The sequence below is a fragment of the Allobosea sp. MMO-172 genome (assembly GCF_037147855.1).
Taxonomy (GTDB): Bacteria; Pseudomonadota; Alphaproteobacteria; order Rhizobiales; family Beijerinckiaceae; genus Allobosea.
In genome coordinates, this window is the sequence record NZ_JBBCUM010000001.1 from 499,484 (window position 1) to 520,823 (window position 21,340).

Annotated in this window: 21 protein-coding genes; 11 read left to right on the plus strand and 10 right to left on the minus strand. The window is 66.5% G+C overall.

Translation table 11 applies throughout. The features are described 5' to 3' along the window. The first annotated feature begins 14 nt into the window (after positions 1 to 14). Positions 15 to 512, plus strand: a complete 498-nt coding sequence (locus tag WFK61_RS02320; protein WP_336809914.1) for a hypothetical protein — start codon at positions 15 to 17, stop codon at positions 510 to 512. Between the two features lie 27 nt (positions 513 to 539). Here WFK61_RS02320 and WFK61_RS02325 read toward each other — a convergent pair whose 3' ends face one another. The 5 genes from WFK61_RS02325 to WFK61_RS02345 form a co-directional block, all read right to left on the minus strand. After that, positions 540 to 1,250, minus strand: coding sequence for an SDR family NAD(P)-dependent oxidoreductase (locus WFK61_RS02325; protein ID WP_336809915.1), 711 nt, complete (start codon positions 1,248 to 1,250; stop codon positions 540 to 542). Positions 1,251 to 1,257: 7 nt separating this feature from the next. After that, the gene (tal, locus tag WFK61_RS02330) at positions 1,258 to 2,226 is read right to left on the minus strand and encodes a transaldolase (RefSeq protein ID WP_336809916.1); all 969 of its coding nucleotides are present in this window, start codon (positions 2,224 to 2,226) and stop codon (positions 1,258 to 1,260) included. Positions 2,227 to 2,364: 138 nt separating this feature from the next. Further along, on the minus strand, positions 2,365 to 3,201 hold the full coding sequence (locus tag WFK61_RS02335) for a carbohydrate ABC transporter permease (protein ID WP_336809917.1): 837 nt from the start codon (positions 3,199 to 3,201) through the stop codon (positions 2,365 to 2,367). Beyond that, positions 3,198 to 4,073, minus strand: a complete 876-nt coding sequence (locus WFK61_RS02340; RefSeq protein WP_336810097.1) for a carbohydrate ABC transporter permease — start codon at positions 4,071 to 4,073, stop codon at positions 3,198 to 3,200. Before WFK61_RS02340 ends, WFK61_RS02335 begins: the two co-directional genes overlap by 4 nt. A gap of 107 nt (positions 4,074 to 4,180) precedes the next feature. Next, positions 4,181 to 5,563 carry an ABC transporter substrate-binding protein gene (locus WFK61_RS02345; protein ID WP_336809918.1) on the minus strand — a complete coding sequence of 461 codons (1,383 nt, stop codon included), beginning with the start codon at positions 5,561 to 5,563 and terminating at the stop codon, positions 4,181 to 4,183. A 235-nt stretch (positions 5,564 to 5,798) separates the two neighbouring features. Between WFK61_RS02345 and WFK61_RS02350 the strand changes: the two genes are divergently transcribed. The 3 genes from WFK61_RS02350 (at position 5,799) to WFK61_RS02360 (ending at position 9,931) form a co-directional block, all read left to right on the plus strand. Beyond that, the gene (locus WFK61_RS02350) at positions 5,799 to 6,779 is read left to right on the plus strand and encodes an ABC transporter substrate-binding protein (protein ID WP_336809919.1); all 981 of its coding nucleotides are present in this window, start codon (positions 5,799 to 5,801) and stop codon (positions 6,777 to 6,779) included. A gap of 31 nt (positions 6,780 to 6,810) precedes the next feature. Next, positions 6,811 to 8,562 carry an ABC transporter permease gene (locus WFK61_RS02355; protein ID WP_336809920.1) on the plus strand — a complete coding sequence of 584 codons (1,752 nt, stop codon included), beginning with the start codon at positions 6,811 to 6,813 and terminating at the stop codon, positions 8,560 to 8,562. 67 nt (positions 8,563 to 8,629) lie between these two features. Then, positions 8,630 to 9,931, plus strand: coding sequence for a GGDEF domain-containing response regulator (locus tag WFK61_RS02360; RefSeq protein WP_336809921.1), 1,302 nt, complete (start codon positions 8,630 to 8,632; stop codon positions 9,929 to 9,931). A 2-nt stretch (positions 9,932 to 9,933) separates the two neighbouring features. Here the strand turns inward: WFK61_RS02360 and WFK61_RS02365 are convergent, their stop codons facing one another. Beyond that, the gene (locus WFK61_RS02365) at positions 9,934 to 10,863 is read right to left on the minus strand and encodes a LysR family transcriptional regulator (RefSeq protein WP_336809922.1); all 930 of its coding nucleotides are present in this window, start codon (positions 10,861 to 10,863) and stop codon (positions 9,934 to 9,936) included. 122 nt (positions 10,864 to 10,985) lie between these two features. On the opposite strand from WFK61_RS02365, the gene WFK61_RS02370 reads away from it, so the two are divergent. Both WFK61_RS02370 and WFK61_RS02375 read left to right on the plus strand, forming a co-directional pair. Then, positions 10,986 to 12,482: a CoA-acylating methylmalonate-semialdehyde dehydrogenase gene (locus tag WFK61_RS02370; RefSeq protein ID WP_336809923.1), complete on the plus strand. Its 1,497-nt coding sequence runs from the start codon at positions 10,986 to 10,988 to the stop codon at positions 12,480 to 12,482. A gap of 222 nt (positions 12,483 to 12,704) precedes the next feature. Next, positions 12,705 to 13,859 (plus strand): isobutyryl-CoA dehydrogenase, encoded by a 1,155-nt coding sequence (locus tag WFK61_RS02375; protein WP_336809924.1) that lies wholly within the window; start codon positions 12,705 to 12,707, stop codon positions 13,857 to 13,859. 2 nt (positions 13,860 to 13,861) lie between these two features. Here the strand turns inward: WFK61_RS02375 and WFK61_RS02380 are convergent, their stop codons facing one another. Further along, positions 13,862 to 14,200, minus strand: coding sequence for a HigA family addiction module antitoxin (locus WFK61_RS02380; RefSeq protein ID WP_336809925.1), 339 nt, complete (start codon positions 14,198 to 14,200; stop codon positions 13,862 to 13,864). Further along, positions 14,175 to 14,453 carry a type II toxin-antitoxin system RelE/ParE family toxin gene (locus WFK61_RS02385; protein ID WP_336809926.1) on the minus strand — a complete coding sequence of 93 codons (279 nt, stop codon included), beginning with the start codon at positions 14,451 to 14,453 and terminating at the stop codon, positions 14,175 to 14,177. Before WFK61_RS02385 ends, WFK61_RS02380 begins: the two co-directional genes overlap by 26 nt. A gap of 58 nt (positions 14,454 to 14,511) precedes the next feature. On the opposite strand from WFK61_RS02385, the gene mmsB reads away from it, so the two are divergent. The 3 genes from mmsB to WFK61_RS02400 are packed head-to-tail and all read left to right on the plus strand — an operon-like array spanning position 14,512 to position 16,802. Continuing rightward, positions 14,512 to 15,399, plus strand: coding sequence for a 3-hydroxyisobutyrate dehydrogenase (gene mmsB / locus WFK61_RS02390; protein ID WP_336809927.1), 888 nt, complete (start codon positions 14,512 to 14,514; stop codon positions 15,397 to 15,399). Between the two features lie 43 nt (positions 15,400 to 15,442). Continuing rightward, positions 15,443 to 16,399 carry an NAD(+) diphosphatase gene (nudC, locus tag WFK61_RS02395; protein WP_336809928.1) on the plus strand — a complete coding sequence of 319 codons (957 nt, stop codon included), beginning with the start codon at positions 15,443 to 15,445 and terminating at the stop codon, positions 16,397 to 16,399. A 25-nt stretch (positions 16,400 to 16,424) separates the two neighbouring features. Beyond that, complete coding sequence (locus WFK61_RS02400) at positions 16,425 to 16,802, plus strand: PaaI family thioesterase (protein WP_336809929.1); 378 nt, start codon at positions 16,425 to 16,427, stop codon at positions 16,800 to 16,802. A 99-nt stretch (positions 16,803 to 16,901) separates the two neighbouring features. On the opposite strand, the gene WFK61_RS02405 is transcribed toward WFK61_RS02400, so the two are convergent. Together WFK61_RS02405 and WFK61_RS02410 are read right to left on the minus strand one after the other, a co-directional pair. Further along, the gene (locus WFK61_RS02405) at positions 16,902 to 17,756 is read right to left on the minus strand and encodes a prephenate dehydratase (protein ID WP_336809930.1); all 855 of its coding nucleotides are present in this window, start codon (positions 17,754 to 17,756) and stop codon (positions 16,902 to 16,904) included. Between the two features lie 56 nt (positions 17,757 to 17,812). Further along, positions 17,813 to 18,547: a 3-deoxy-manno-octulosonate cytidylyltransferase gene (locus WFK61_RS02410; RefSeq protein WP_336809931.1), complete on the minus strand. Its 735-nt coding sequence runs from the start codon at positions 18,545 to 18,547 to the stop codon at positions 17,813 to 17,815. Between the two features lie 203 nt (positions 18,548 to 18,750). Between WFK61_RS02410 and WFK61_RS02415 the strand changes: the two genes are divergently transcribed. Next, positions 18,751 to 19,290, plus strand: a complete 540-nt coding sequence (locus WFK61_RS02415; RefSeq protein ID WP_336809932.1) for a c-type cytochrome — start codon at positions 18,751 to 18,753, stop codon at positions 19,288 to 19,290. A 178-nt stretch (positions 19,291 to 19,468) separates the two neighbouring features. After that, a complete protein-coding gene (locus tag WFK61_RS02420) occupies positions 19,469 to 21,337 on the plus strand; it encodes an extracellular solute-binding protein (RefSeq protein WP_336809933.1) in 1,869 nt (622 codons plus the stop codon). The last annotated feature ends 3 nt before the right edge of the window (positions 21,338 to 21,340 follow it).

Consider the following 21,340-nt stretch of genomic DNA (forward strand, 5'->3'; position numbering starts at 1 on the left):
CGGAGGGCAAGGCGATGGCACGCAACGGGATGACGCGGTTCGGACTCGCGGCAGCGCTCCTCGTGGCTGCAGCCCCTGCGGCCGAAGCGGCCGGCCTGTTCGACGATCTCGCCCGCGCGCTGTTCGGCGGCGGGCCGCGCCTGCGGGCTTCCCCCATCTATGAGTATTATGACGACGAGCCGCGCGTGCGGGCGCCGCGCGCCCGGGCGCCGGAGGTCTCCGCGAAGCCCAAGCCTCCCGTCGTCCAGCTCGATCCCCAGGCCGACAAGCAGTGGTACCTGAAGGACCCGACGCTGCGGCGCGGCGACATCGTCGTGACCGCCGGCGGCGTGCTGGTCTATCAGGGCCGCGATGCCGACGCCTCACGCCCGGCCGATTTCGTCGCGCTCGGCGGGAACGATTCCAAGGGCTGGAAGCAGCAATTGCAGTCGGCCGCGGCCGGCGGGCGCGCCCGCTTCAATGACCTCAGCACGCCGGCCAAGCCGGCCGTGACGGCGGAAGCCACGGAGTAAGCCGACCAGCCCGGCGCAGCGGATGAATCAGTAGGTCGCGCGCCCGCCCGACAGGTCGAACACCGCGCCGGTCGAGAAGCTGCAGCGTGCGCTGGCCAACCAGGCGACGAGTTCCGCCAGCTCATCGACCGTTCCCAGCCGTTTCAACGGGCTCTTGCCGATCATCGTCGCGACCGTCTCCGCGCTCATCTGCTGGAGCAGGTCGGTCTCGATCGCGGCCGGCGCGACGGCATTCACCAGCACGCCCGTCCCGGCCAGTTCCTTACCATGCGCCTTCGTGAAGGCGATGACGCCGGCCTTGGCGGCGCTATAGGCGGAGAGCGTCGGAGTGCCCTCCTTGCCGGCAAGCGAGGCGATGTTGACGATGCGGCCGTAACCCCGCGGCACCATCACCTTCGCCACCGCCTGCGAACAGAGGAAGGTGCCGGTCAGATTGATCGCCTGCACCTTCTGCCATTGGGCCAGCGGCGTCTCCGCCACCGTCGTCGAGGGGCCGGTCAGGCCGGCATTGTTGACGAGCACGGCGATGGAGCCGTGCTCGCGCTCAGTTGCCGCCAGGGCCTGTGCGACGGAGTCCTCATCGGAGACGTCACAAGCAAGATGAAGACGGCCAGCCGCAGCCGGAGCGGCGATGTCCCAGACGACCGGGATCAGCCCGTCCTGCTCCAGCCGGTTCGCCACCGCGGCGCCAATCCCCTTGGCACCGCCGGTGACGACGGCAATCCGCCGCTCAGCCATGGCAGGCTCAGCCGAGCTTCTCGGTGACGAGCTTTCGCAGGCCGCGCAGGTCCTTGACGAAGCCACGGATGCCTTCGGCCAGCTTCTCGGTCGCCATCGCGTCCTCGTTCATGGCGAAGCGGAAAGCCTTCTCGTCATAGCCCAGCTTCTTGCCGAAGCCCGAGGCGAGCTGCGGCGAGGAAGCCGGCGACAGGCGGCGCGGCAGGTCGCCGGTCGCGGCGGCGAGTTCGTCGAGCAGGCCCGGTCCGATGGTCAGGCGATCGCAGCCGGCCAGCGCCTCGATCTCGCCGGTATTGCGGAAGGAGGCGCCCATCACAACCGTCTTGATGCCGAAGGTCTTGTAATAGGCGTAGATGCTCTTGACCGAGACGACGCCGGGATCGGTCTCGGCGGTGTAGGGGCCGCCGCCGGCCTTGACGTGCCAGTCGAGGATGCGGCCGACGAAGGGCGAGATCAGGAAGGCATTGGCCTCGGCCGCCGCGACCGCCTGCGGCAGCGCGAAGAGCAAAGTCAGGTTGCAGTCGATGCCCTCGCCCTGCAGCACCTTGGCGGCCTGCAGGCCCTCCCAGGTCGAGGCGATCTTGATGAGGATGCGGTCCTTCTCGACGCCGCGCTCCTTGTAGGCGGCGATGACGGCGCGCGCCTTTTCGATGGTGGCGGCCGTATCGAAGGAGAGATCGGCATCGACCTCGGTCGAGACGCGGCCGGGGACGATCCTGGTCAGCTCCGCGCCGAAGCTCACGGCGAGGCGGTCGCAGACCGCATGAACCGCCTTCTCGCCGCTGCCCTGCTTCTTGCCCCAGCCGATCGCCTCATCGACGATATGGGCATAGGCCGGCGTCTCCACCGCCTTGAGGATCAGGGTCGGGTTGGTGGTGCAGTCGACGGGCTTCAGGCGACGCACCGCCTCGATGTCGCCGGTGTCGGCGACGACGGTGGTCATCTGGCGGAGCTGGTCGAGCTTGGAGGCGGTCATCGTTTTTTCCCGGAAATCATCTTCAGCAGGCTAACGCCCGCACTGTGACGCCTGTTCGGCATGATGGCGAGAGGGGCGAAGCAATCCGGCCATGCCCGCGGCGCGCCGGGCATGGCTTTCACTGCGATCGAGCTGCGCTCAGCTCTTCACCGCGCCCGAAGTAAGCCCACCGACCATGTTCTTGCGGAACAGGTAGTAGATCACCGCCGGCGGGATGGCATAGAGCAGGCCCGCCGCCATCAGCAGGTTCCAGGGCGCGTCGTCGGCCGAGAGGAAGAGGCCGAGGCCCACCGCCAGCGGAACCGCCTTCTCCGAGGAGAGCAGCAGGAAGGCGTAGAGATACTCGTTCCAGGCCAGCAGCAGCGCGTAGATGCCGATCACCACCATCGAGGGCTTCATCAGCGGCAGGTAGACCAGCCGGAAGAGCTGGATCGAGGTGGCGCCGTCCATCACCGCGGCCTCGTCGAGCTCCTTCGGCAATTTGTCGGAAGCCTGCTTCAGCACCCAGATCGCATAGGGCGACGCCAGCGCGACCATGGCGAAGATCAGCGAGGCCTGCGTGTTGAGCAGGCCGTAGGAGCCCATCGCCTTGTACATGGGGATCGCGAGGAAGGCGGCCGGGATCAGGTAGGTCGCGAGCGCGAGGTTCATCATCGTGCGCCCGCCCCTCACCTTGAGGCGCGCGATGGCGAAGGCGGCGAAGGTCGCGACGAAGAGCGTGATCAGCCCCGTCGCCACCGCGATGAAGAAGCTGTTGAACATCTGCCGCCAGAAATTGTGCAGGTAGTAGTGCTGCTGGGCGAAGACGATCTGGAAATTCTGCAGCGTCGGCTGGTCGGGCCAGAGCTTGCCGGCCAGCATCGATTCCTGGTTGGAGATCGAGAGCACGAAGAGGTGGTAGATCGGCAAGAGCGTCCAGACCAGGACGGGAATGGCGACCAGCAGCAGCTTGCCTTCGTCGAGGATCTTCTTCATGCGTCCGGCCCCTTCGACAGGCGCTTCACCATCACGAAGACCATCGGCAGGATCAGCGGCATGGCGACGATGATCGAGGCGATGCCGAGATCGAGATTGTTGTTGCGCATGTAGCGGATGCCGAGCGTCGCCAGCACATGGTTGAGATCGCCCGGTCCGCCGCCGGTGAGCAGGTAGACGCTGTTGAAATCGCCCAACGTCCAGATCATCGAGAGCATGGTCGAGGTGACGTAGAGCGTCGCCAGCGAGGGCCAGGTGATGAAGCGGAACTGCTGCCAGCGATTGGCGCCGTCGACGCTCGCCGCCTCATAGAGGTCCTGCGCGATGGCGAGCCGGCCGGTGATCAGGATCAGCGTCCAGAACGGCAGCGACTTCCAGATATGGACGAAGATCGAGCAGATGAAGGCGAGCGTGGGATCGGTGAGCCAGCCGGGCCCTTCCATGATGCCGAACCACTGGAAAAGCTGCTGATTCAGCATGCCGTTCTCGGGATTGAGCATCACCCGGAAGGACAGGATGGTCGGGATCGAGGGCACCGCCCAGGGTAGGATGAACGGCACCAGGACGATGCGGATCCAGGGCCGCTGCTGCACGAAGAAGCCCGACAGCATGAGCGCGATCAGGAATTTCAGGTTCACCGCCACGAACAGGAAGATGATCGTATTGACGACGGTGCGGATGAAGATCGGGTCGGCGAAGAGCGCCCGATAGGAATTCCAGTTCAGGCCGAGCCAGAGGCCGTAGGCCACCGGATAGACCACCATGACGGCGAAGACGAGCACATAGGGCGCCAGCATGATCGCCCCCCACATCGCGCGGTCCCGCGTGAACCCCGATGCGTCATCGCGCGGCGCCGCTAGCGGCGCGGTCATGGCGGCTGTGCTCATGGACTCTCCGTGACTTCATCACCCTGTGAAAGATACGCCGCGGCAATCCTTGCCGCGGCGGGTCGTCGATGCAAGCGGAACGAGAGCTGAGGTCAGCCTGCGATCTGCTTGATACGGGCGATCATCTCATCCACGGCCTGCTCGGCCGGGATCTTGTCCTGAACCACGCGGTTCACGGCCTTGGCCCAGACGTTCTCGGCGTTCACGGTCGTGAAATTGTAGTTGTAGACGAACTGGAACGGCACGGTGCCGTCCTTGTACTGCTTGTAGACGACCGCGCGATGCGGGTCCTTGCCATCGGCCCAGAACGGCGCCTCGATCGCCTTCAGCGTGGTCGGCACCCAGCGGCCGGCCGAGCCCTCGACGAAGGGCCGCAGGTTCTCGTCCTTCATGAAGAAGGCCATGAACTCCTTGGCGCGCTTCTTGTTCTTGCCTTCGGCGAAGATCACCGCGGTCTTGACGGCGGCGAGGTTGGTCATCTTGCTGCCATCCGCCTTGAGCGGGAACTCGGCGGTGCGGATGTTGTCCTCGTAGTTCTTCTTGGCCGCGGCGCGCTGCTCGGCGGTGAGCGCCTGGTTGCTCATGTCGTCCATGTGCTTGCCGGCGATCGAGATCGTGGCGTTGTGCGTGGCGACGGTGGTGCGGTTGTGGAAGGCGACGTTGTTGTCGGGATCCAGCCAGTTCACCGAGGATGGCGGGGTGCAGCCACGCTGGAAGACGTTGGCGTAGGACTTCACCGCCTCGACCATCGCCTTCTTGTTCTCGGGCTGGTCGAGCACGATCTTGCCGTTCTCGTCGACGACCTTGGCATTATAGGCGTTGGCGAAGGTCAGGAACGAGTAGAAGGTGTCGGACGCCGCGATGCCCATCGGATGGCCGATGCCGTAGACGCGCTTGCCCTTGGCGCGCATCGCGCCCTGGACCTTGTCGCACCAGAAATCCCAGTAGCCGTTCCAGGTCTTGGGGATGTCGGCCTCCTTGAAGCCGGCCTCCTCCAGCATGTCCTTCCAGTAGGTGATGTGCATCATCTGCTGCTCGACCGGGAAGGCATAGTATGACTTCTTGCCGGCCTTGCCGTTCATCAGGAAGGTGGTCGAGAGCGCCATCGGCTGGAACTCGCCCTTCAGCGGCTCGATCACGTCCGAGACGTCCTCGAGCTTGCCGTCATAGGCCCATTTGCCGGTGGTGCGGAAATCGTAGGTGGTGCAGAAGCCGACATCCGGCGGCGTGCCGGCATCGACGGCGCCGACCGACTTGGTGACGCAGTCCTCGGTCGCGTAGAGCGAGAGCTCGACCTTGACGCCCGTCGCCTTCTGGAACTTGTCGACGACAGCAAGCAGCGCGTCGTCCTCGCCCTTGTAGAAGCCCTTGGTGAACCAGGCCGTCAGCGTCTCCTGCGCCATTGCGGCGCCGGACCAGCCTGCGACCACAGCCGCGACAGCCGTTCCCATGGCAAAATGCCGTACAAGCTTCATCCGATATCCTCCCGTTTAAACCGTTTTAAAGCGACCTTATGGTCGTCTTGCCGCGAGCCTAGTCGAAAAGCCCGGCACGAAACAAGCCGTGCCAGCCGGCTCGAAATAGTATTTCTAATTCCAGACTGCACAACCGTTCTACCGGAGAAACATTCGGCCACTTCATGGAACTGTCATGTGACGGGTCTACCGGCAGCGCCATCTCGCAACAGCGATCAAGAGATGGAGTACCGACATGCAGCGCAAGGCCCTGAGCGCCTTCATCCTCGCGGCGGGCCTGGCGGCCGCCCCGCAGGCCTTCGCCACTGAGGGCAAGCTGGTGCTCTATACCAGCCAGCCCAATACCGACGCCCAGCAGACGATCGACGCCTTCAAGGCGAAATACCCGAAGGTCGACGTCTCCTTCGTCCGCGACGGCACGCCGCGCGTGATGGCGAAGCTGAAGGCCGAGTTCGAGGCCGGCGCGCCGCAGGCCGACGTGCTGCTCATCGCCGACGCCGTGACCATGGAAGGCCTGAAGAAGGACGGGCGCCTGCTCGCCCATGACAAGGCCGACGTCGCGGCCTATCCCGCCGGCATCCACGACCCGCAGAAGATGTGGTTCGCGACCAAGCTGATCACCACCGGCATCGTCTACAACACCAAGGCCGCGATGAAGCCCGCGAGCTGGACCGATCTCGTCAAGCCGGAGGCGAAGAACCAGCTGGCCATGCCGAGCCCGCTGAACTCGGGCGCCGCACTGATCCACACGATCACGCTGACCAGCAACCTGAAAGACGGTTGGGGCTTTTACGAGAAGCTGAAGGAAAACGGCACACTGGCGGCCGGCGCCAATGGCGACATCCTGCGCCAGGTCGCCACCGGCGAAAAGCTCTACGGCATGATCGTCGACTTCATGCCGATCCGCGAGAAGGCCAAGGGCGCGCCAGTCGAGTTCGTTTTCCCGAGCGAAGGCGTCTCCGCCGTCAGCGAGCCGGTCGCGATCCTGAAGAGCAGCAAGAACCCGGAAGCCGCCAAGGCCTTCATCGACTTCCTGCTCTCGAAGGAGGGCCAGGAGCTCGCGCTGAAGCAGGGCTATGTCGCCGCTCATCCGGACGTCGCCCTGCCGGCCGGCTATCCCGCCCGCAGCGCGATCAAGCTGATGGCCTTCGACGCCGCCAAGGCGCTCGCCGACGAGAGAGCCGCCCGCAAGCGCTTCGGTTCGATCTTCGAGTGATGACGCATTCGCTGTCGCAGCGGCCGGCACGATGACGCTGGCCCTTGCCCGAAACAGCCGGCGGGAGCCCGCGATCGCGGCCCCGCCGGCTCCACGTTTGCGCCTGCCGGAAGGCTGGGGCCTGCCGGCGCTCGTCGTCGCGGTCGCGCTGCTGCTCGGCGGCCTGCCCTTCTTCCGGCTGGTTGCGGCTGCCTTCGCGCCCAGCTGGCAATTCGCGCCGGGCGAGGCCTTCGCCGAGATGACGAGCCGCGCGGCGATGACCGCGACCTGGCATACGCTGGAGACGGCCTCGCTCTCGGCGCTCGGCGCGCTTCTCGTCGGCGGCATCGTCGCGCTGGCGCTCGGCGTCACCGATGTCAGGGGCAAGCGCCCACTCGCCTTCGCCTTCGTCTTCTCGATGATGATCGCGCCGCAGGTGGCGGCGCTCGCTTTCCTGAGCCTGCTCGCGCCGAACTCCCAGATCCTGTCGCTGATCGGGCTCGCGCCGCCGCCGGGCACACCGAACCCGCTGCTCGGACGCGGCGGCGTCATCCTGGTCATGGCGCTGCATCACGCGCCGCTCGTCGCGATCACGCTCTGGACGGGCCTGCGCAGCATCCCGCAGTCGCTGGTCGAGGCTGCGCAGATGGAAGGGGCAGCGCCCGCGACCATCACCGCGCGGATCGTCATCCCGGTGCTGCGGCCACAGATCATCGCCGCCGGGCTGATCGCCTTCGTCGCGGGCGTCGGCAATTTCGGTATCCCCGCCCTGCTCGGCCTGCCCGTGAATTACCTGACGCTGCCGACGCTGATCTATCGCCGGCTGTCGAGCTTCGGCCCGTCGAGCCTCGGCGAGACGGCGGCGCTGGCCGTGCTCGTCGGCGCGGTCGCGGCGCTCGGCATCGTCGCGGCGGCGCTCGCCGCCCGCAACCAGCGCGGCAAGGTCGAGATCGAGCGCCCGCTGGAACCGTACTGGCTGCTCGGTCCGGCCCGCCCGCTGGTCGCCGCGGGCCTCTGGTTGCTGCTCACTCTCAAGCTTGGATTGCCGCTGCTCGCCCTGTTGAGCGAAGCGCTGACGCCGGCGCTGGGCGTCGCTCTCTCCTGGCAGACCTTGACCTTCGACAAGTTCACGGAAGTTCTGTTCCGGCAGGCCGTGACCATGCGCGCCTTCCGCAATTCGCTGCTCTTCGCCGGCAGCGCCGCCTTGATCCTCGCGATCCTTGCGATCGTCTTCGCCTATGCGCTGGAGAAGCGGCTCGGCAAGCTCCGGCGCGCGGTCGAACTGATGATCGAACTGCCCTATGCCCTGCCCGGCATCGTGCTCGCCATCGCCTGCATCCTGATCTTTCTGAAGCCTTTGCCGCTCGTCGGCGTCAGCATCTACGGCACGCCCTTCATCATCCTCTTCGCCTATCTCGCCCGCTTCCTGCCGCTGGCGCTGAAGGCGCCGGTCGCGGCGATGGCGCAGATCGAGGCGCATCACGAGGATGCCGCGAAGCTCGACGGCGCCGGTCTCACGCAGATGCTGCGCTTCATCGTCGCCCCGATCCTGGCGCCGGCTGCGGCGGTCTCGGCGCTGATGGTCTTTCTCGTCGCCTTCAACGAGCTCACCGTCTCGGCGCTGCTCTGGTCATCCGGCACCGAGACGCTCGGCGTCGTGCTGTTCAGCCTGAAGGAAGCGGGGCTTGCCGGCGAGGCGGCGGCGGTCGCGATCAGCGCCTGCGCCGTCATCCTCGCCGTGATGCTGGCGCTCGACCTGATCGGCCGCAACCGGCAGCACAACATCCTGCCCTGGCGGATTTGACGGGTCGCATAAGGCCTGACGGGCAGATGTGACGGAAAATTAAACTTGCGAGCGCCCTAGATGGAGCATGGGTGCCCATCAGACATTGCAGGCCAGGCCGGAGCCCGTACCGGACGACCGCCAGATCCTCGTCATCGAGGACTCGCGGACATTCTCGCTCGCGCTGCGGCAGTTGCTCCAGGCCGAGACCGGGCTGCCGGTCACGACCTGCGCCTCGCTGAAGGAAGTCAGCGACCTGATCGTCGCTGCGCCCGGCGCCTATGCGATCGCCGTCGTCGACCTCAACCTGCCCGACGCCCCGCGCGGCGAGGCACTCGACTGGACCGTGACCCACGGCATTCCCTCGGTCGTCTTCACCGCGACCTTCGACCTCGCGACGCGCGGCCGGATCATGGAGCGGGAGGTCATCGACTACGTCCTGAAGGACAATGAGTTCGCACTTCCCAACATCGTCGGCACGGTCCGGCGGGCGCTGAACAACCGCAACACCCGAATCCTCGTCGTCGACGACACCCGCACCACCCGCAAGGTGCTCGCGCGCATGCTGTCGATCCAGCAATATGCTGTGGTCGAGGCCGGGTCCGGGCAGGAGGCGCTGGCGGTCCTGGAGAGCAACCCCGATATCCAGCTCGTCGTCAGCGACTACTACATGCCCGATATGGACGGGTTCGAGCTGGCGCGGCGCATCCGCCGCCAGCATCCGGCGGTGCGCGTCCTCGGCATCTCCTCCTCGACAGACCGCCAGACCTCGGCCGGGTTCCTCAAGGCCGGCGCGCATGATTTCGTCTCGCGCCCCTTCGTGCTGGAGGAGCTGCAATGCCGCATCGCCTCCAATGTCGAGGTGCTCGACCAGCTCCGGCAGTTGCAGGACCTTGCGGCGCGCGACTTCCTCACCGGCCTGTTCAACCGCCGCCATTTCTTCGCGCGCGGCCGGCAGCTCGTCGGTGAAGCCCGCGACATGGGCCTGCCGATCTCGGTCGCCATCCTCGACATCGATCACTTCAAGCGGCTCAACGACCGGCATGGCCATGACGGCGGCGACAAGGCGCTGACGGCCGTCGCGCGGACGCTCAGCGTGATGGCCGAGCGCGGCTTCAACCTGCTCGCCCGCATCGGCGGCGAGGAGTTCGCCATCATCTTCCCGGGCGCCGATCTCGCCGAGGCCGAGCGCCTGTGCGGCGACATCCGGGCGGCGATCGCGAGCGCGCCCCTTGTCATCAACGGAGAGACCCTGCCGCTCACGGTCTCGATCGGCGTTGCCGCACTGACGCATGACGCCATGCTCGAAACCTGCCTCGGCCAGGCGGACGAGGCGCTCTACGTCGCCAAGCAGGACGGGCGCGACCGAGTCCGCACCGCCGCGGCCTGAACTTACTCCGCCGCGATGCGCGGCTCGGACCGCGGCTCGCCCATCAGCAGGGCGCGCGAGGCCTTCACTTCGCGCACGACGAAATCGACGATGGCACGCACCCGCGCCACGTCCTTCAGGTCGGCATGGACGAGCAGCCAGAAGGACCGCGTGATCGAGACCGTCTCGGGCAGGACGGGCACGAGCCGTTTCTCCCCTTCCGCCATGAAATGATGGATCACGCCGATGCCGGCGCCGGCCGTCACCGCGTTCATCTGGGCGATGACGCTGGAACTCTGGACATGGGCCCGCAGGCCCTTGGCGACCTCGTCGAGATAGTCGAGCTCGGGCGAGAAGATCAGGTCGTCGATATAGCCGATGATGCGGTGCTCGAAGAGATCCTCAGGCTTCGTCACCGGCGGCATCGCCGCGAGATATTCCGGCGAGGCATAGAGGCCAAGGCGATAGTCCGAGAGCTTGCGGGCGACGACCTTGCCCTCCTTGGGCGGCGCAAGCGTGATCGCGACATCCGCCTCGCGCTTCGACAGCGAGAGCAGGCGCGGCATGGCAATGAGCTGGATCTCCAGCCCCGGATAGGATTTCGCGAACAGTGCAAGCCGCGGCGCCAGGAACGAGGTGCCGAAACCGTCCGGCGCGCCGATCCTGACCGTGCCGGAGAGCGCCATATCGGCACCACCGATATCGCTCTGGATCGCCAGCGCCTCGGTCTCCATGCTCTCGGCCTTGGCGAGCAGGCGCTCGCCATGAGCGGTCAGCGTGTAGCCCTGCGGGCGGCGTTCGAAGAGCTTGGCCTTCAGCGCCTCCTCCAATGAGGTGATGCGGCGCGAGACGGTGGCATGATCGGCGCCGAGCCGGCGGGCGGCCGCAGTCAGGCGGCCCGAGCGCGCCACGGCCAGAAAGAAGCGGAGGTCGTCCCAGTCGAAGCGCTCCAAGGCTCTCTCCCATATTTGTGTTTTCGCACGACCAGCGTTTCACACTCGCTATAGCCGTGCACAAACGAGAATGGTAGGGAGATGGCAAGATCAACACACCACCAATTCGTAGGGAGGGCGCGATGCGTCAGGTTGGGCATTTCATCGGCGGCAAGCATGTCGCGGGCACTTCGGGCCGCACGGCCGACATCTACCAGCCGATGGACGGCACGATCATCGGCAAGGTCGCGCTGGCCTCGACCGCCGAACTCGACGCCGCCGTGCAGAATGCCGCCGAGGCGCAGCCGAAATGGGCCGCGACCAATCCGCAGCGCCGCGCCCGCGTGCTGATGAAGTTCCTCGACCTCATCGCGCAGAACAATGACGAACTCGCCGAGCTGCTTGCCCGCGAGCACGGCAAGACCATTCCCGACGCCAAGGGCGACATCCAGCGCGGCGTCGAGGTGATCGAGTATTCGCTCGGCGTGCCCGGCCTGATGAAGGGCGAGTACACCGACGGCGCCGGCCCCGGCATCGACATCTATTCGATGCGCCAGCCGCTCGGCGTCTGCGCCGGCATCACGCCGTTCAACTTCCCGGCGATGATCCCGCTCTGGAAGCTCGGCCCCGCGATCGCCTGCGGCAACGCCTTCATCCTGAAGCCCTCCGAGCGCGACCCCGGCGTGCCGATGCGCCTGGCCGAGCTCTTCATCGAAGCGGGCGGCCCTCCCGGCATCCTCAACGTCGTCAACGGCGACAAGGAATCGGTCGACGCCATCCTCGACAATCCCGAGATCAAGGCGGTCGGCTTCGTCGGTTCGACCCCGATCGCGGAGTACATCTACAGCCGCGGCTGCGCGAACGGTAAGCGCGTGCAGTGCTTCGGCGGCGCCAAGAACCACATGATCATCATGCCCGACGCCGACATGGACCAGACGGTCGATGCGCTGATCGGCGCCGGCTTCGGCTCGGCCGGCGAGCGCTGCATGGCGATCTCGGTCGCGGTTCCCGTCGGCAAGGCCACCGCCGACGAGCTGGTGAAGCGCCTGATCCCGCGCGTCGAGAGCCTGAAGATCGGCCCCTCGACCGACCTCACCGCCGATTACGGCCCGGTCGTGACCAAGGCGGCGATGGAGAAGATCAAATCCTATGTCGATATCGGCGTCCAGGAAGGCGCGAAGCTCCTGGTCGATGGCCGCGACTTCAAGATGCAGGGCTACGAGAACGGCTTCTATGTCGGCGGCTGCCTGTTCGACAACGTCACCAAGGACATGCGCGTCTACAAGGAGGAGATCTTCGGCCCGGTGCTCTCGGTGCTGCGCGCCGATACCTATGAAGAGGCGCTGAAGCTCACCAACGACCACGAATACGGCAACGGCACCGCGATCTTCACCCGCGACGGCGATGCGGCGCGCGACTTCGCCTCGAAGGTCCAGGTCGGCATGGTCGGCATCAACCTGCCGATCCCGGTTCCGCTGGCCTATTACACCTTCGGCGGCTGGAAGCGCTCGTCCTTCGGCGACCTCAACCAGCACGGCCCGGACTCGATCCGCTTCTACACCAAGACCAAGACGGTGACCGCGCGCTGGCCGAGCGGTATCAAGGACGGTGCGAGCTTCGTCATCCCGACGATGAATTGAGGCGCCACCAACGGAGGAGGCCATGGAGCGACCGCTGCGGAGCATCGCATCGTCGCTTCCGTCCTCCTTTCACACGCCTCGGCCAACCGACAATGCAGCCGGCGCATCGCGATCCGCCGGCCGCCCTTCCCCATCCCGATCCGACGTGAACAGGCCCGGCCTTTCGTCGCGATTGCGCACGGCTGCGCTACGGGACTATCTCAACGATCAGGAGGGCCAGCCTTGAACGCCTTCGCTCTCACCGAAGACCAGATCGCCATCCGCGATATGGCGCAGGACTTCGCCGCCGAGACACTGGCGCCCCATGCCGCGCGCTGGGACGAGGAGAAGCATTTCCCGATCGAGGAGATGCGCACCGCCGCGGCGCTGGGCATGGGCGGCATCTATATCCGCGACGATGTCGGCGGCTCCGGCCTGACGCGGCTGGATGCGGCGCTGATCTTCGAGGCGCTCTCGACGGGATGCCCGACGGTCGCGGCCTATATCTCGATCCACAACATGTGCGCCTGGATGATCGACCGCTACGGCGAGGACGAGCAGCGCCAGCGCTTCCTGCCGAAGCTCTGCACGATGGAGCATCTGGCGAGCTACTGCCTGACCGAACCCGGCGCCGGCTCCGACGCCGCCGCGCTGAAGACCAGGGCCGTGCTGGACGGCGACCACTATGTCCTCGACGGGCAAAAGCAGTTCATTTCCGGCGCCGGCGTCTCCGACATCTATGTCGTGATGGCGCGCACCGGCGAGGCCGGGCCCGGCGGCATCTCGACCATCGTCGTCGAGAAGGACACGCCCGGCCTCTCCTTCGGCGCCAACGAGAAGAAGATGGGCTGGAACGCCCAGCCGACGCGGGCGGTGATCCTCGAGAACTGCCGCGTGCCCGTGGCGAACCGGCTCGGCCCGGAAGGGATCGGGTTCAAGATCGCCATGGCCGGGCTCGACGGCGGACGGCTCAATATCGGCGCCTGCTCGCTCGGCGGGGCGCAAGGCGCGCTCGACCGCTCGCTCGCCTATGCCAAGGAGCGCAAGGCGTTCGGCTCGGCCATCGCCGATTTCCAGGCGCTGCAGTTCAAGCTTGCGGACATGGCGACGGAGCTGGAAGCGGCCCGCAGCCTGCTCTGGCGCGCGGCAGCGGCCCTCGATGCCAAGACGCCGGACGCGACCAAGCTCTGCGCCATGGCCAAGCGCGTCGCCACCGATACCGGCTTCGAGGTCGCCAACGACGCCCTGCAGATCCATGGCGGCTACGGCTATCTCGCCGATTACGGCATCGAGAAGATCGTCCGCGACCTGCGCGTCCACCAGATCCTCGAGGGAACCAACGAGGTGATGCGGATGATCGTCGCGCGCGGTCTGGTCGGCCGGTCCAAGGGTAACTGAGCCTATGCTGCGAGCGGCCTCACCCGGCTCTCGATCTCGCGGCCGGAGGCCAGCCGGGCTATGCGCAGGTCGTAATCGCTCTGCAAGGTCATCCACATTTCCGGCGATGTCGCGAAGAACTGCGCGAGGCGTAGCGCCGTGTCGGCCGTGATCGCCCGCTCTCCCTTGACCACGCCGGCGATGCGGCTGACCGGCACGTCGATATCGCGCGCCAAACGGTTCTGGGTGATGCCGAGCGGCTTCATGAATTCTTCCAGCAGGATTTCGCCGGGCGGAATCGGACTGAGAGCCGTCTCGCCGGCAGGCCCCTGCGGATCAGTGATAGTCGACGATTTCGACATCGTGCGGCTCTCCGTCCTTCCAAACAAAGCAGATCCGCCACTGATCGTTGACGCGGATCGAATGCTGCCCTGCCCGGTCGCCGCGCAAGGCCTCCAGCCTGTTGCCTGGCGGGATGCGCAGATCGTCCAATCTGGCAGCGGCGTGAAGCAGCAGAAGCTTGCGGCGGATGATACGTTCGATCGCCGCGAAGCGCCGGACCGGTCTGTCGTTGAAGAGCAGCTCGACGTCGCGCTGCGCGAAGGATCGGATCATCGACCGCTACACTATTCCGTTATGAGTATTCCGTCAAGAAGAATGGGAGAAGCGCAGCATGACCAACATCGCCTTCATCGGCCTCGGCAATATGGGCGGCCCGATGGCCGGGAACCTCGTCAAGGCCGGGCATAGCGTCAAAGCCTTCGATCTCGCGCAGGCCTCGAAGGATGCCGCCGCCGAGATGGGCGTCGGCATCACCGGCTCGGCGAAGGAGGCGGTGGCCGAGGCGGAGGTCGTGGTGACGATGCTGCCGGCCGGCAAGCATGTGCTCGCGGTCTGGGCCGATATCCTGCCGGCGGTGAAGCCCGGTACGCTCTTGATCGATTCCTCGACCATCGACGTCGAGAGCGCCCGCAAGGCCCATGCGCTGGCGGCCGAGCGCGGCTGCCTTTCGCTCGACGCGCCGGTCTCCGGCGGCACCGGCGGCGCCAAGGGCGCGACGCTGACCTTCATGGTCGGCGGCACGGAGGATGCCTTCGGCAAGGGCGAGCCGATCCTCGCCAAGATGGGCCGCAAGATCGTGCATTGCGGCGGCGCCGGCAACGGCCAGGCGGCCAAGATCTGCAACAACATGATCCTGGGCATCTCGATGATCGGCGTCTCCGAAGCCTTCGTGCTCGGCGAGAAGCTCGGCCTGTCGCATCAGGCGCTGTTCGACGTCGCCTCGACCTCGTCCGGCCAGTGCTGGTCGCTGACGACCTATTGCCCGGTGCCGGGGCCGGTGCCGACCTCGCCGGCCAATAACGAGTACAAGCCCGGCTTCGCCTCGGCACTGATGCTGAAGGACCTCAAGCTGGCGCAGGAAGCGGCGCAGGCGGCGGGCGCTTCGACCCCACTCGGCGCGGCGGCGGCGCAGCTCTTCGGGCTGCACAATGCCTGGGGTGAAGGTGGCACGGATTTCTCCGGCATCATCCACCTCCTGCGCGGACGCGGGGAGGCGTGAGAGGCGCTTGCGCGGCAAGGCGTCGCGGGTCTAGACCCGAAGCATGAACGACGCCCTGCCTCGCCGCGAACGCTCCTCCCTCACCGGCTTCGCGATCAACCGGCTCGACCGGCGCGAAGACCTGCGCAACAAGCCCGACGCGGTGACGGCCCTGCGCCACCGCTCGGATACGCGGATCGCGGTCGTCGCCGGCGAGACGCCGATCCTCAAGCGCCTCGACGGCGAGGCGCTGACGGTCTGGTTCAGCCATGGCGAGACCGAGATGCTCGGCCCGGCCGCCGAGGAAATCTTCATGGGGATGGCCGAGGACGGCACGCCCCGCTTCGGACGCCTGCTCGACAAGGCGCTGGCCGAGCCGCTGAAGGAACGCTCCGAGCTGTGCGTCACCGACCTGCGCTCGGTCGCGCTGAAGCGCATCGTGCCGGAGGACGAGGTCGGGCCCCTCGGCGAAGCGAAGGCCGTGCTCGACTGGCATGCCCGCCACCGCTTCTGCGCCCAGTGCGGCGGCTCGACCGTTGCCGGCGCCTCAGGCTGGCGGCGCGAATGCACCTCCTGCGGCGCGATGCATTTCCCACGCACCGACCCGGTCGTGATCATGCTGGTGACGCGCGGCGATGCCTGCCTGCTGGCGCGCCAGGCCCGGTTCGCGCCGGGCATGTATTCCTGCATCGCCGGCTTCGTCGAGCCGGGCGAGACGCTGGAGGACGCGGTCAGGCGCGAAAGCTGGGAAGAGGCGGGTTTGAGGGTCGGCAATGTCCGCTACCTCGCCTCGCAGCCCTGGCCCTTCCCCTCGTCGATCATGATGGGCTGTATCGCCGAGGCGCTCGGCGACGAGATCACGCTCGACATGACCGAGCTGGAAGAAGGCCGCTGGTTCCCGCGCGAAGAGGTGCTGCAGATGCTGGAGGGCAAGCACCCGGACGGGCTCACCTGCCCGCAGCATATCGCCATCGCCAACACGCTGGTGCGCGCCTGGGCGCTGGAAGGCGAGCGCATCTAGCCCGCCTCACATTGGAGCACCGGACATGACCTCCGAGCAGCATGCTATCGAGGAGCGCATCCGGTCGAGCTTCGCCAGGCAAGGCCTGATGGCGACGCTGGGAGCCAGCCTCGGCAGCATCGCGCCGGGCCGTGTCGAGATCGTGCTGATACCGGGCCCGGCCGTATCCCAGCAGCATGGATTCGTTCATGCCGGCGCGGTCAGCGCCATCGCCGATTCCGCCGCAGGCTATGCCGGCTTGAGCCTGATGCCGGCCGGACGCGGCGTGCTGACGACGGAGTTCAAGATCAATCTCGTCGCGCCAGCCCTGGGCGAACGCATCATCGCGCGCGGCGAGGTCGTGAAGAGCGGCCGGACGCTGACGCTGGCCCAGGCCAAGGTGTTCGCCGAGACGGGCAGGTAAGAGAAGCTCGTGGCCCTGCTGACCGCGACATTGATGGCCATCGAAGGACAGGAAGGCGTCAGCGACTGACGCCTTCCCCGATATGCCGGGAAGCGCGCCTTACTCGCCGGCTTCCTCGATCGTCGAGCGGAAATCATTGGCGGGATAGACGCCCATGATCTTCATCTCCTTGGAGAAATAGGAGAGTTCGTCGAGCGCGCGCCGCAGCGCCGGATCGTCGGGATGGCCCTCGACATCGGCATAGAACATCGTCGCCGAGAAATGACCGTCGACCATGTAGCTTTCCAGCTTGGTCATGTTGATGCCGTTGGTGGCGAAGCCGCCCATCGCCTTGTAGAGCGCCGCCGGGATGTTGCGGACGCGGAACATCAGCGTCGTGACGGTCTTGCCGACACCCTGGCGGGCATATTCCGGATATTTCGAGAGCACGACGAAGCGCGTGGTGTTGTGCTTCTCGTCCTCGATATCCTCCATCAGGATGTCGAGGCCGTAGACATCCGCCGCGATGCGCGGGGCGATGGCCGCGCGCGTCATGTCGTTGGCCTCGGCAACCTGCCGGGCGGAGCCGGCGGTGTCGGCCGCGACCTCGGCCTTGAGGCCGAGCTTGCGGATGATCTTCCGGCACTGGCCGAGCGCATGGATATGGCTCTGCACCGTCTGGATGGTCGCCAGCGTCGCGCCCTTCGCCGCCATCAGGTGGAAGCGGATCGGCAGGAAATGCTCGCCGATGATGTGCAGGCCCGAGCGCGGCAGCAGATGGTGGATATCGGCGACGCGGCCGGCGATCGAGTTGTCGATCGGGATCATGCCGTAGCGGGCCTTGCCGTCGCTGACGGCCGAGAGCGCGTCCTCGAAGGTGGCGCAGGGCAGAAGCTCGCAGTCCGGAAACACCTGGAGGGCCGCCTGCGAGGAGAAGGCTCCGGGCTCACCCTGATAAGACACGACGAAGGACATGGGACGACTTCAGGCTCCTCGGCTTCTTGTTATGACGCGGCTTGGCCGATCCGGCCTCAGCGCGCTTTCAGGACCGCGCGGGCGCGATCGAGATCGGGGGGCGTGTCGACGCCACGCGGCACATGGTCGATGACCATGGCGTCGATGCGCATGCCGTCTTCCAGCGCGCGCAGCTGCTCCAGCTTCTCGCGCAGCTCCAGCGGCGATTGCGGCAGGCTGACGAAACGGTCGAGCGCGGCGCGGCGATAGGCGTAGAGGCCGACATGGTGATAGAGCGGCCCCTCGCCGTAGGGCGCCGTGGCGCGGGTGAAATAGAGCGCGCGCATGTGGCCGGGCGCGATCTCGCTGCCGATGAGCTTCACGACGCTCGGCGCCGTCTTCTCCTCCTCGTCGTCGATCACGCCGGCCAGCGTCGCGATATCCACAGCCGGATCGGCCAGCGGCTTCACCGCCGCGGCGATGGCGGAGGGCGCCAATGTCGGGAAATCGCCCTGCACATTCACGATGATGTCGTAGTGACGCTGCGGATCCAGGGTGTCGGCAGCTTCCTTGATCCGGTCCGAGCCGGTCTGGTGATCGGCGCTGGTCATCACCGCCTTGCCGCCGGCCGCCTCGATCGCAGCCGCGATTTCCGGCGCATCGGTCGCCACCGCGACGTCTCCGGCCCCGGATTCGACCGCGCGGCGCCAGACATGGACGATCATCGGCTCGCCATGGATGTCGGCGAGCGGCTTGCCGGGCAGGCGCGTCGCCTGCATGCGGGCCGGGATCAGGATCAGCGGATGGGCCATTTTCTGAAGCGTGCTCGGCTGGGCTGCCACTGGCGAAAACCGGTGGCGGCAAAAAGTCTCAAAGAGTGCGTGCTTATACGAGTTGCAATGAAGCGCGCAAAGCGGTTAAGCAACGGCGGAAGCTGGAGCCTTTCAAGACTCCGGCCAAGCGCTATCTCGTCTCCCGCGCCCTGGGCCGCGGAGGGCACCAGGGTTCGGACACGATGAACATCGAAGCCAACAAGATTGCCGGCGCGGTTCTTTCCACGCTGCTCGTCGTGATGGGCCTCAACATGACGGCCGGCATCGTCTTCGCGCCCCGCAAGCCGGCCGTGCCGGGCTTCGACCTGCCGAGCGAGGAGCCTGCCGCGGCGGGCGGAGCGGCCGCCGCCGTGGCCGAAGAGCCGATCGCGGTGCGCCTCGCCAAGGCCGACATCGCCAAAGGCGAGAAGGCCACCGCCGCCTGCAAGGCCTGCCACACCTTCGACAAGGGCGGCGCCAACAAGGTCGGCCCGCATCTCTTCGGCGTTTTCGGCCGCAACGAAGGCTCGGTCGCCGGCTTCGGCTACTCGGCTGCGATGAAGGGCCGCACCGACAAGACCTGGGATGCCGACGCGCTCGACCATTTCCTGAAGAACCCGAAGGCCTACGTGCCCGGCACGATCATGGCCTTCGCCGGCATCGCCAAGCCCGAGACCCGCGCCGATGTCGTCGCCTACCTGAACTCGCTGGCGGATTCGCCGGTGCCGCTGCCGAAGCCCTGAGACGGCGCGGCCAACGGCTCATCAGCGATCACGAAGCCGGGCTTTGCCCGGCTTTTTCGTTTCCGCGCCTTGCTCCCGCCCCGCGCCTGCCCGCACAATCCGCCTCCTGCCAGCCATTGCCGTAACCTTGCGCGCAGGCGACACAGGACAACGGCGAATCAGACGGAGACGCGAAACGATGGCGATGCGCATCACACGCCGCAGATTGCTGGAAGCCGCAGGTACCGCGACCGTCGCGGGCACCCTGTCCCAGCTTCCCCAGGCGGCGCTGGCGCAGGAAACCGAATCGCACGGGCTCTCGACCTTCGGCGAGCTCGCACTGCCCGCCGACTTCCCGCATTTCGCCTATGTAAATCCCAAGGCGCCGAAAGGCGGCTCGCTGACGATCCAGATCAAGCGCGGCGGCGGCAACCAGAGCTTCGACACCTTCAACACGCTCAACACCTTCGTCCTCCAAGGCGACGGCGCGGCCGGCATGGAGGCCTGCTTCGACAGCCTGATGACCGGCTCCGGCGACGAGCCGGGCTCGCTCTACGGCCTGCTGGCGAAGAGCGTCGCGGTCTCCGCCGACAAGCTGACCTATCGCTTCCGGCTGCGGCCCGAAGCGAAGTTTCATGACGGATCGCGGGTGACGGCGCGCGATGCCGCCTTCTCGATGAACATCCTGAAGTCGAAGGGGCATCCGTCCTATCGCCTGCTGCTCAACGAACTCATCTCGTCGGAGGCCGAGGGCGACGACATCCTCGTGGTGAAACTCTCGCCCAAGCGCGGGCGCGACCTGCATCTCGTTGTCGCCGGCCTGCCGGTCTTCTCCGAAAAATACTGGTCGACGCGGGACTTCACGGCCTCGACGCTGGAGCCTCCGCTCGGCTCCGGCGCCTACAAGGTCGGGCGCCTCGAACAGGGCCGCTTCATCGAGTTCGAGCGCGTGCCGGACTACTGGGCGAAGGACCTGCCGGTGAATATCGGCACCAATAATTTCGACCGGGTGCGCTGGGAGTATTTCCGCGACCGGCAGGTGGCCTTCGAGGCTTTCAAGGGCGGCGCCATCACCTTCCAGGAGGAATTCACCTCGCGCATCTGGGCCACGGCCTATGATTTCCCGGCCGTGCACGAGGGCAAGGTCAAGAAGGAGACCTTGCCCAAGACCGAGCCGGTCGGCTCGCAGGGCTGGATCTACAACACGAGGCGCGAGAAATTCGCCGATCCGCGCATCCGCGAAGCGCTCGGCCTCGCCTTCGACTTCGAATGGACGCGCAAGAACATCATGTTCGGCTTCTTCGAGCGGATGACGTCCTATTTCGAGAACTCGGATTCGAAGGCCGTCGGCAAGCCCTCCGCCGAAGAGCTCAAGCTGCTCGAGCCCTGGCGCGGCAAGGTGCCGGACGAGGTCTTCGGCGAGCCCTTCCTGCCGCCGGTCTCGGACGGCTCGGGCAGCGACCGCAACCTGCTGCGCAAGGCCGACGAGATGCTGCGCGCGGCCGGCTGCAAGCGCGACGGCAATGTGCTCAAGCTGCCGAACGGGCAGCCCTTCGAGATCGAGTTCCTCGATTCCAACCCGGCCCTGCAACCGCATACGCAGCCCTTCCAGGCCAATCTGAAGCGGCTCGGCATCAACGCCACATCCCGCCTCGTCGACGCCGCGCAGTACCAGCGCCGCCTCGACGAGTTCGATTTCGACATCATCAGCCGGGCGCTCTCGGGCGGCGCGATCCCCAGCGACACGATGCGCATCGTCTATGGCTCGGAAGCGGCGAAGACCAAGGGCTCGCGCAATGTCGGCGGCATCAGCGACCCCGCCATCGACGCGATGATCGAGGCGATCGGCCAGGCCAGGACCTATGCCGACTGCATCATCGCCGCGAAATGCCTCGACCGGCTGCTGCGCGCCGGGCGCTACTGGATCCCGATGTGGTGGAACGACGAGGAATGGCTGGCCTATTGGGACATGTACGACCGGCCGGCGACCAAGCCGAAATTCGCCTCGGGCGCGCCGAGCATCTGGTGGTTCGACGCCGAGAAGGCCAAGCGGATCGGAAAGGCGTGAGCG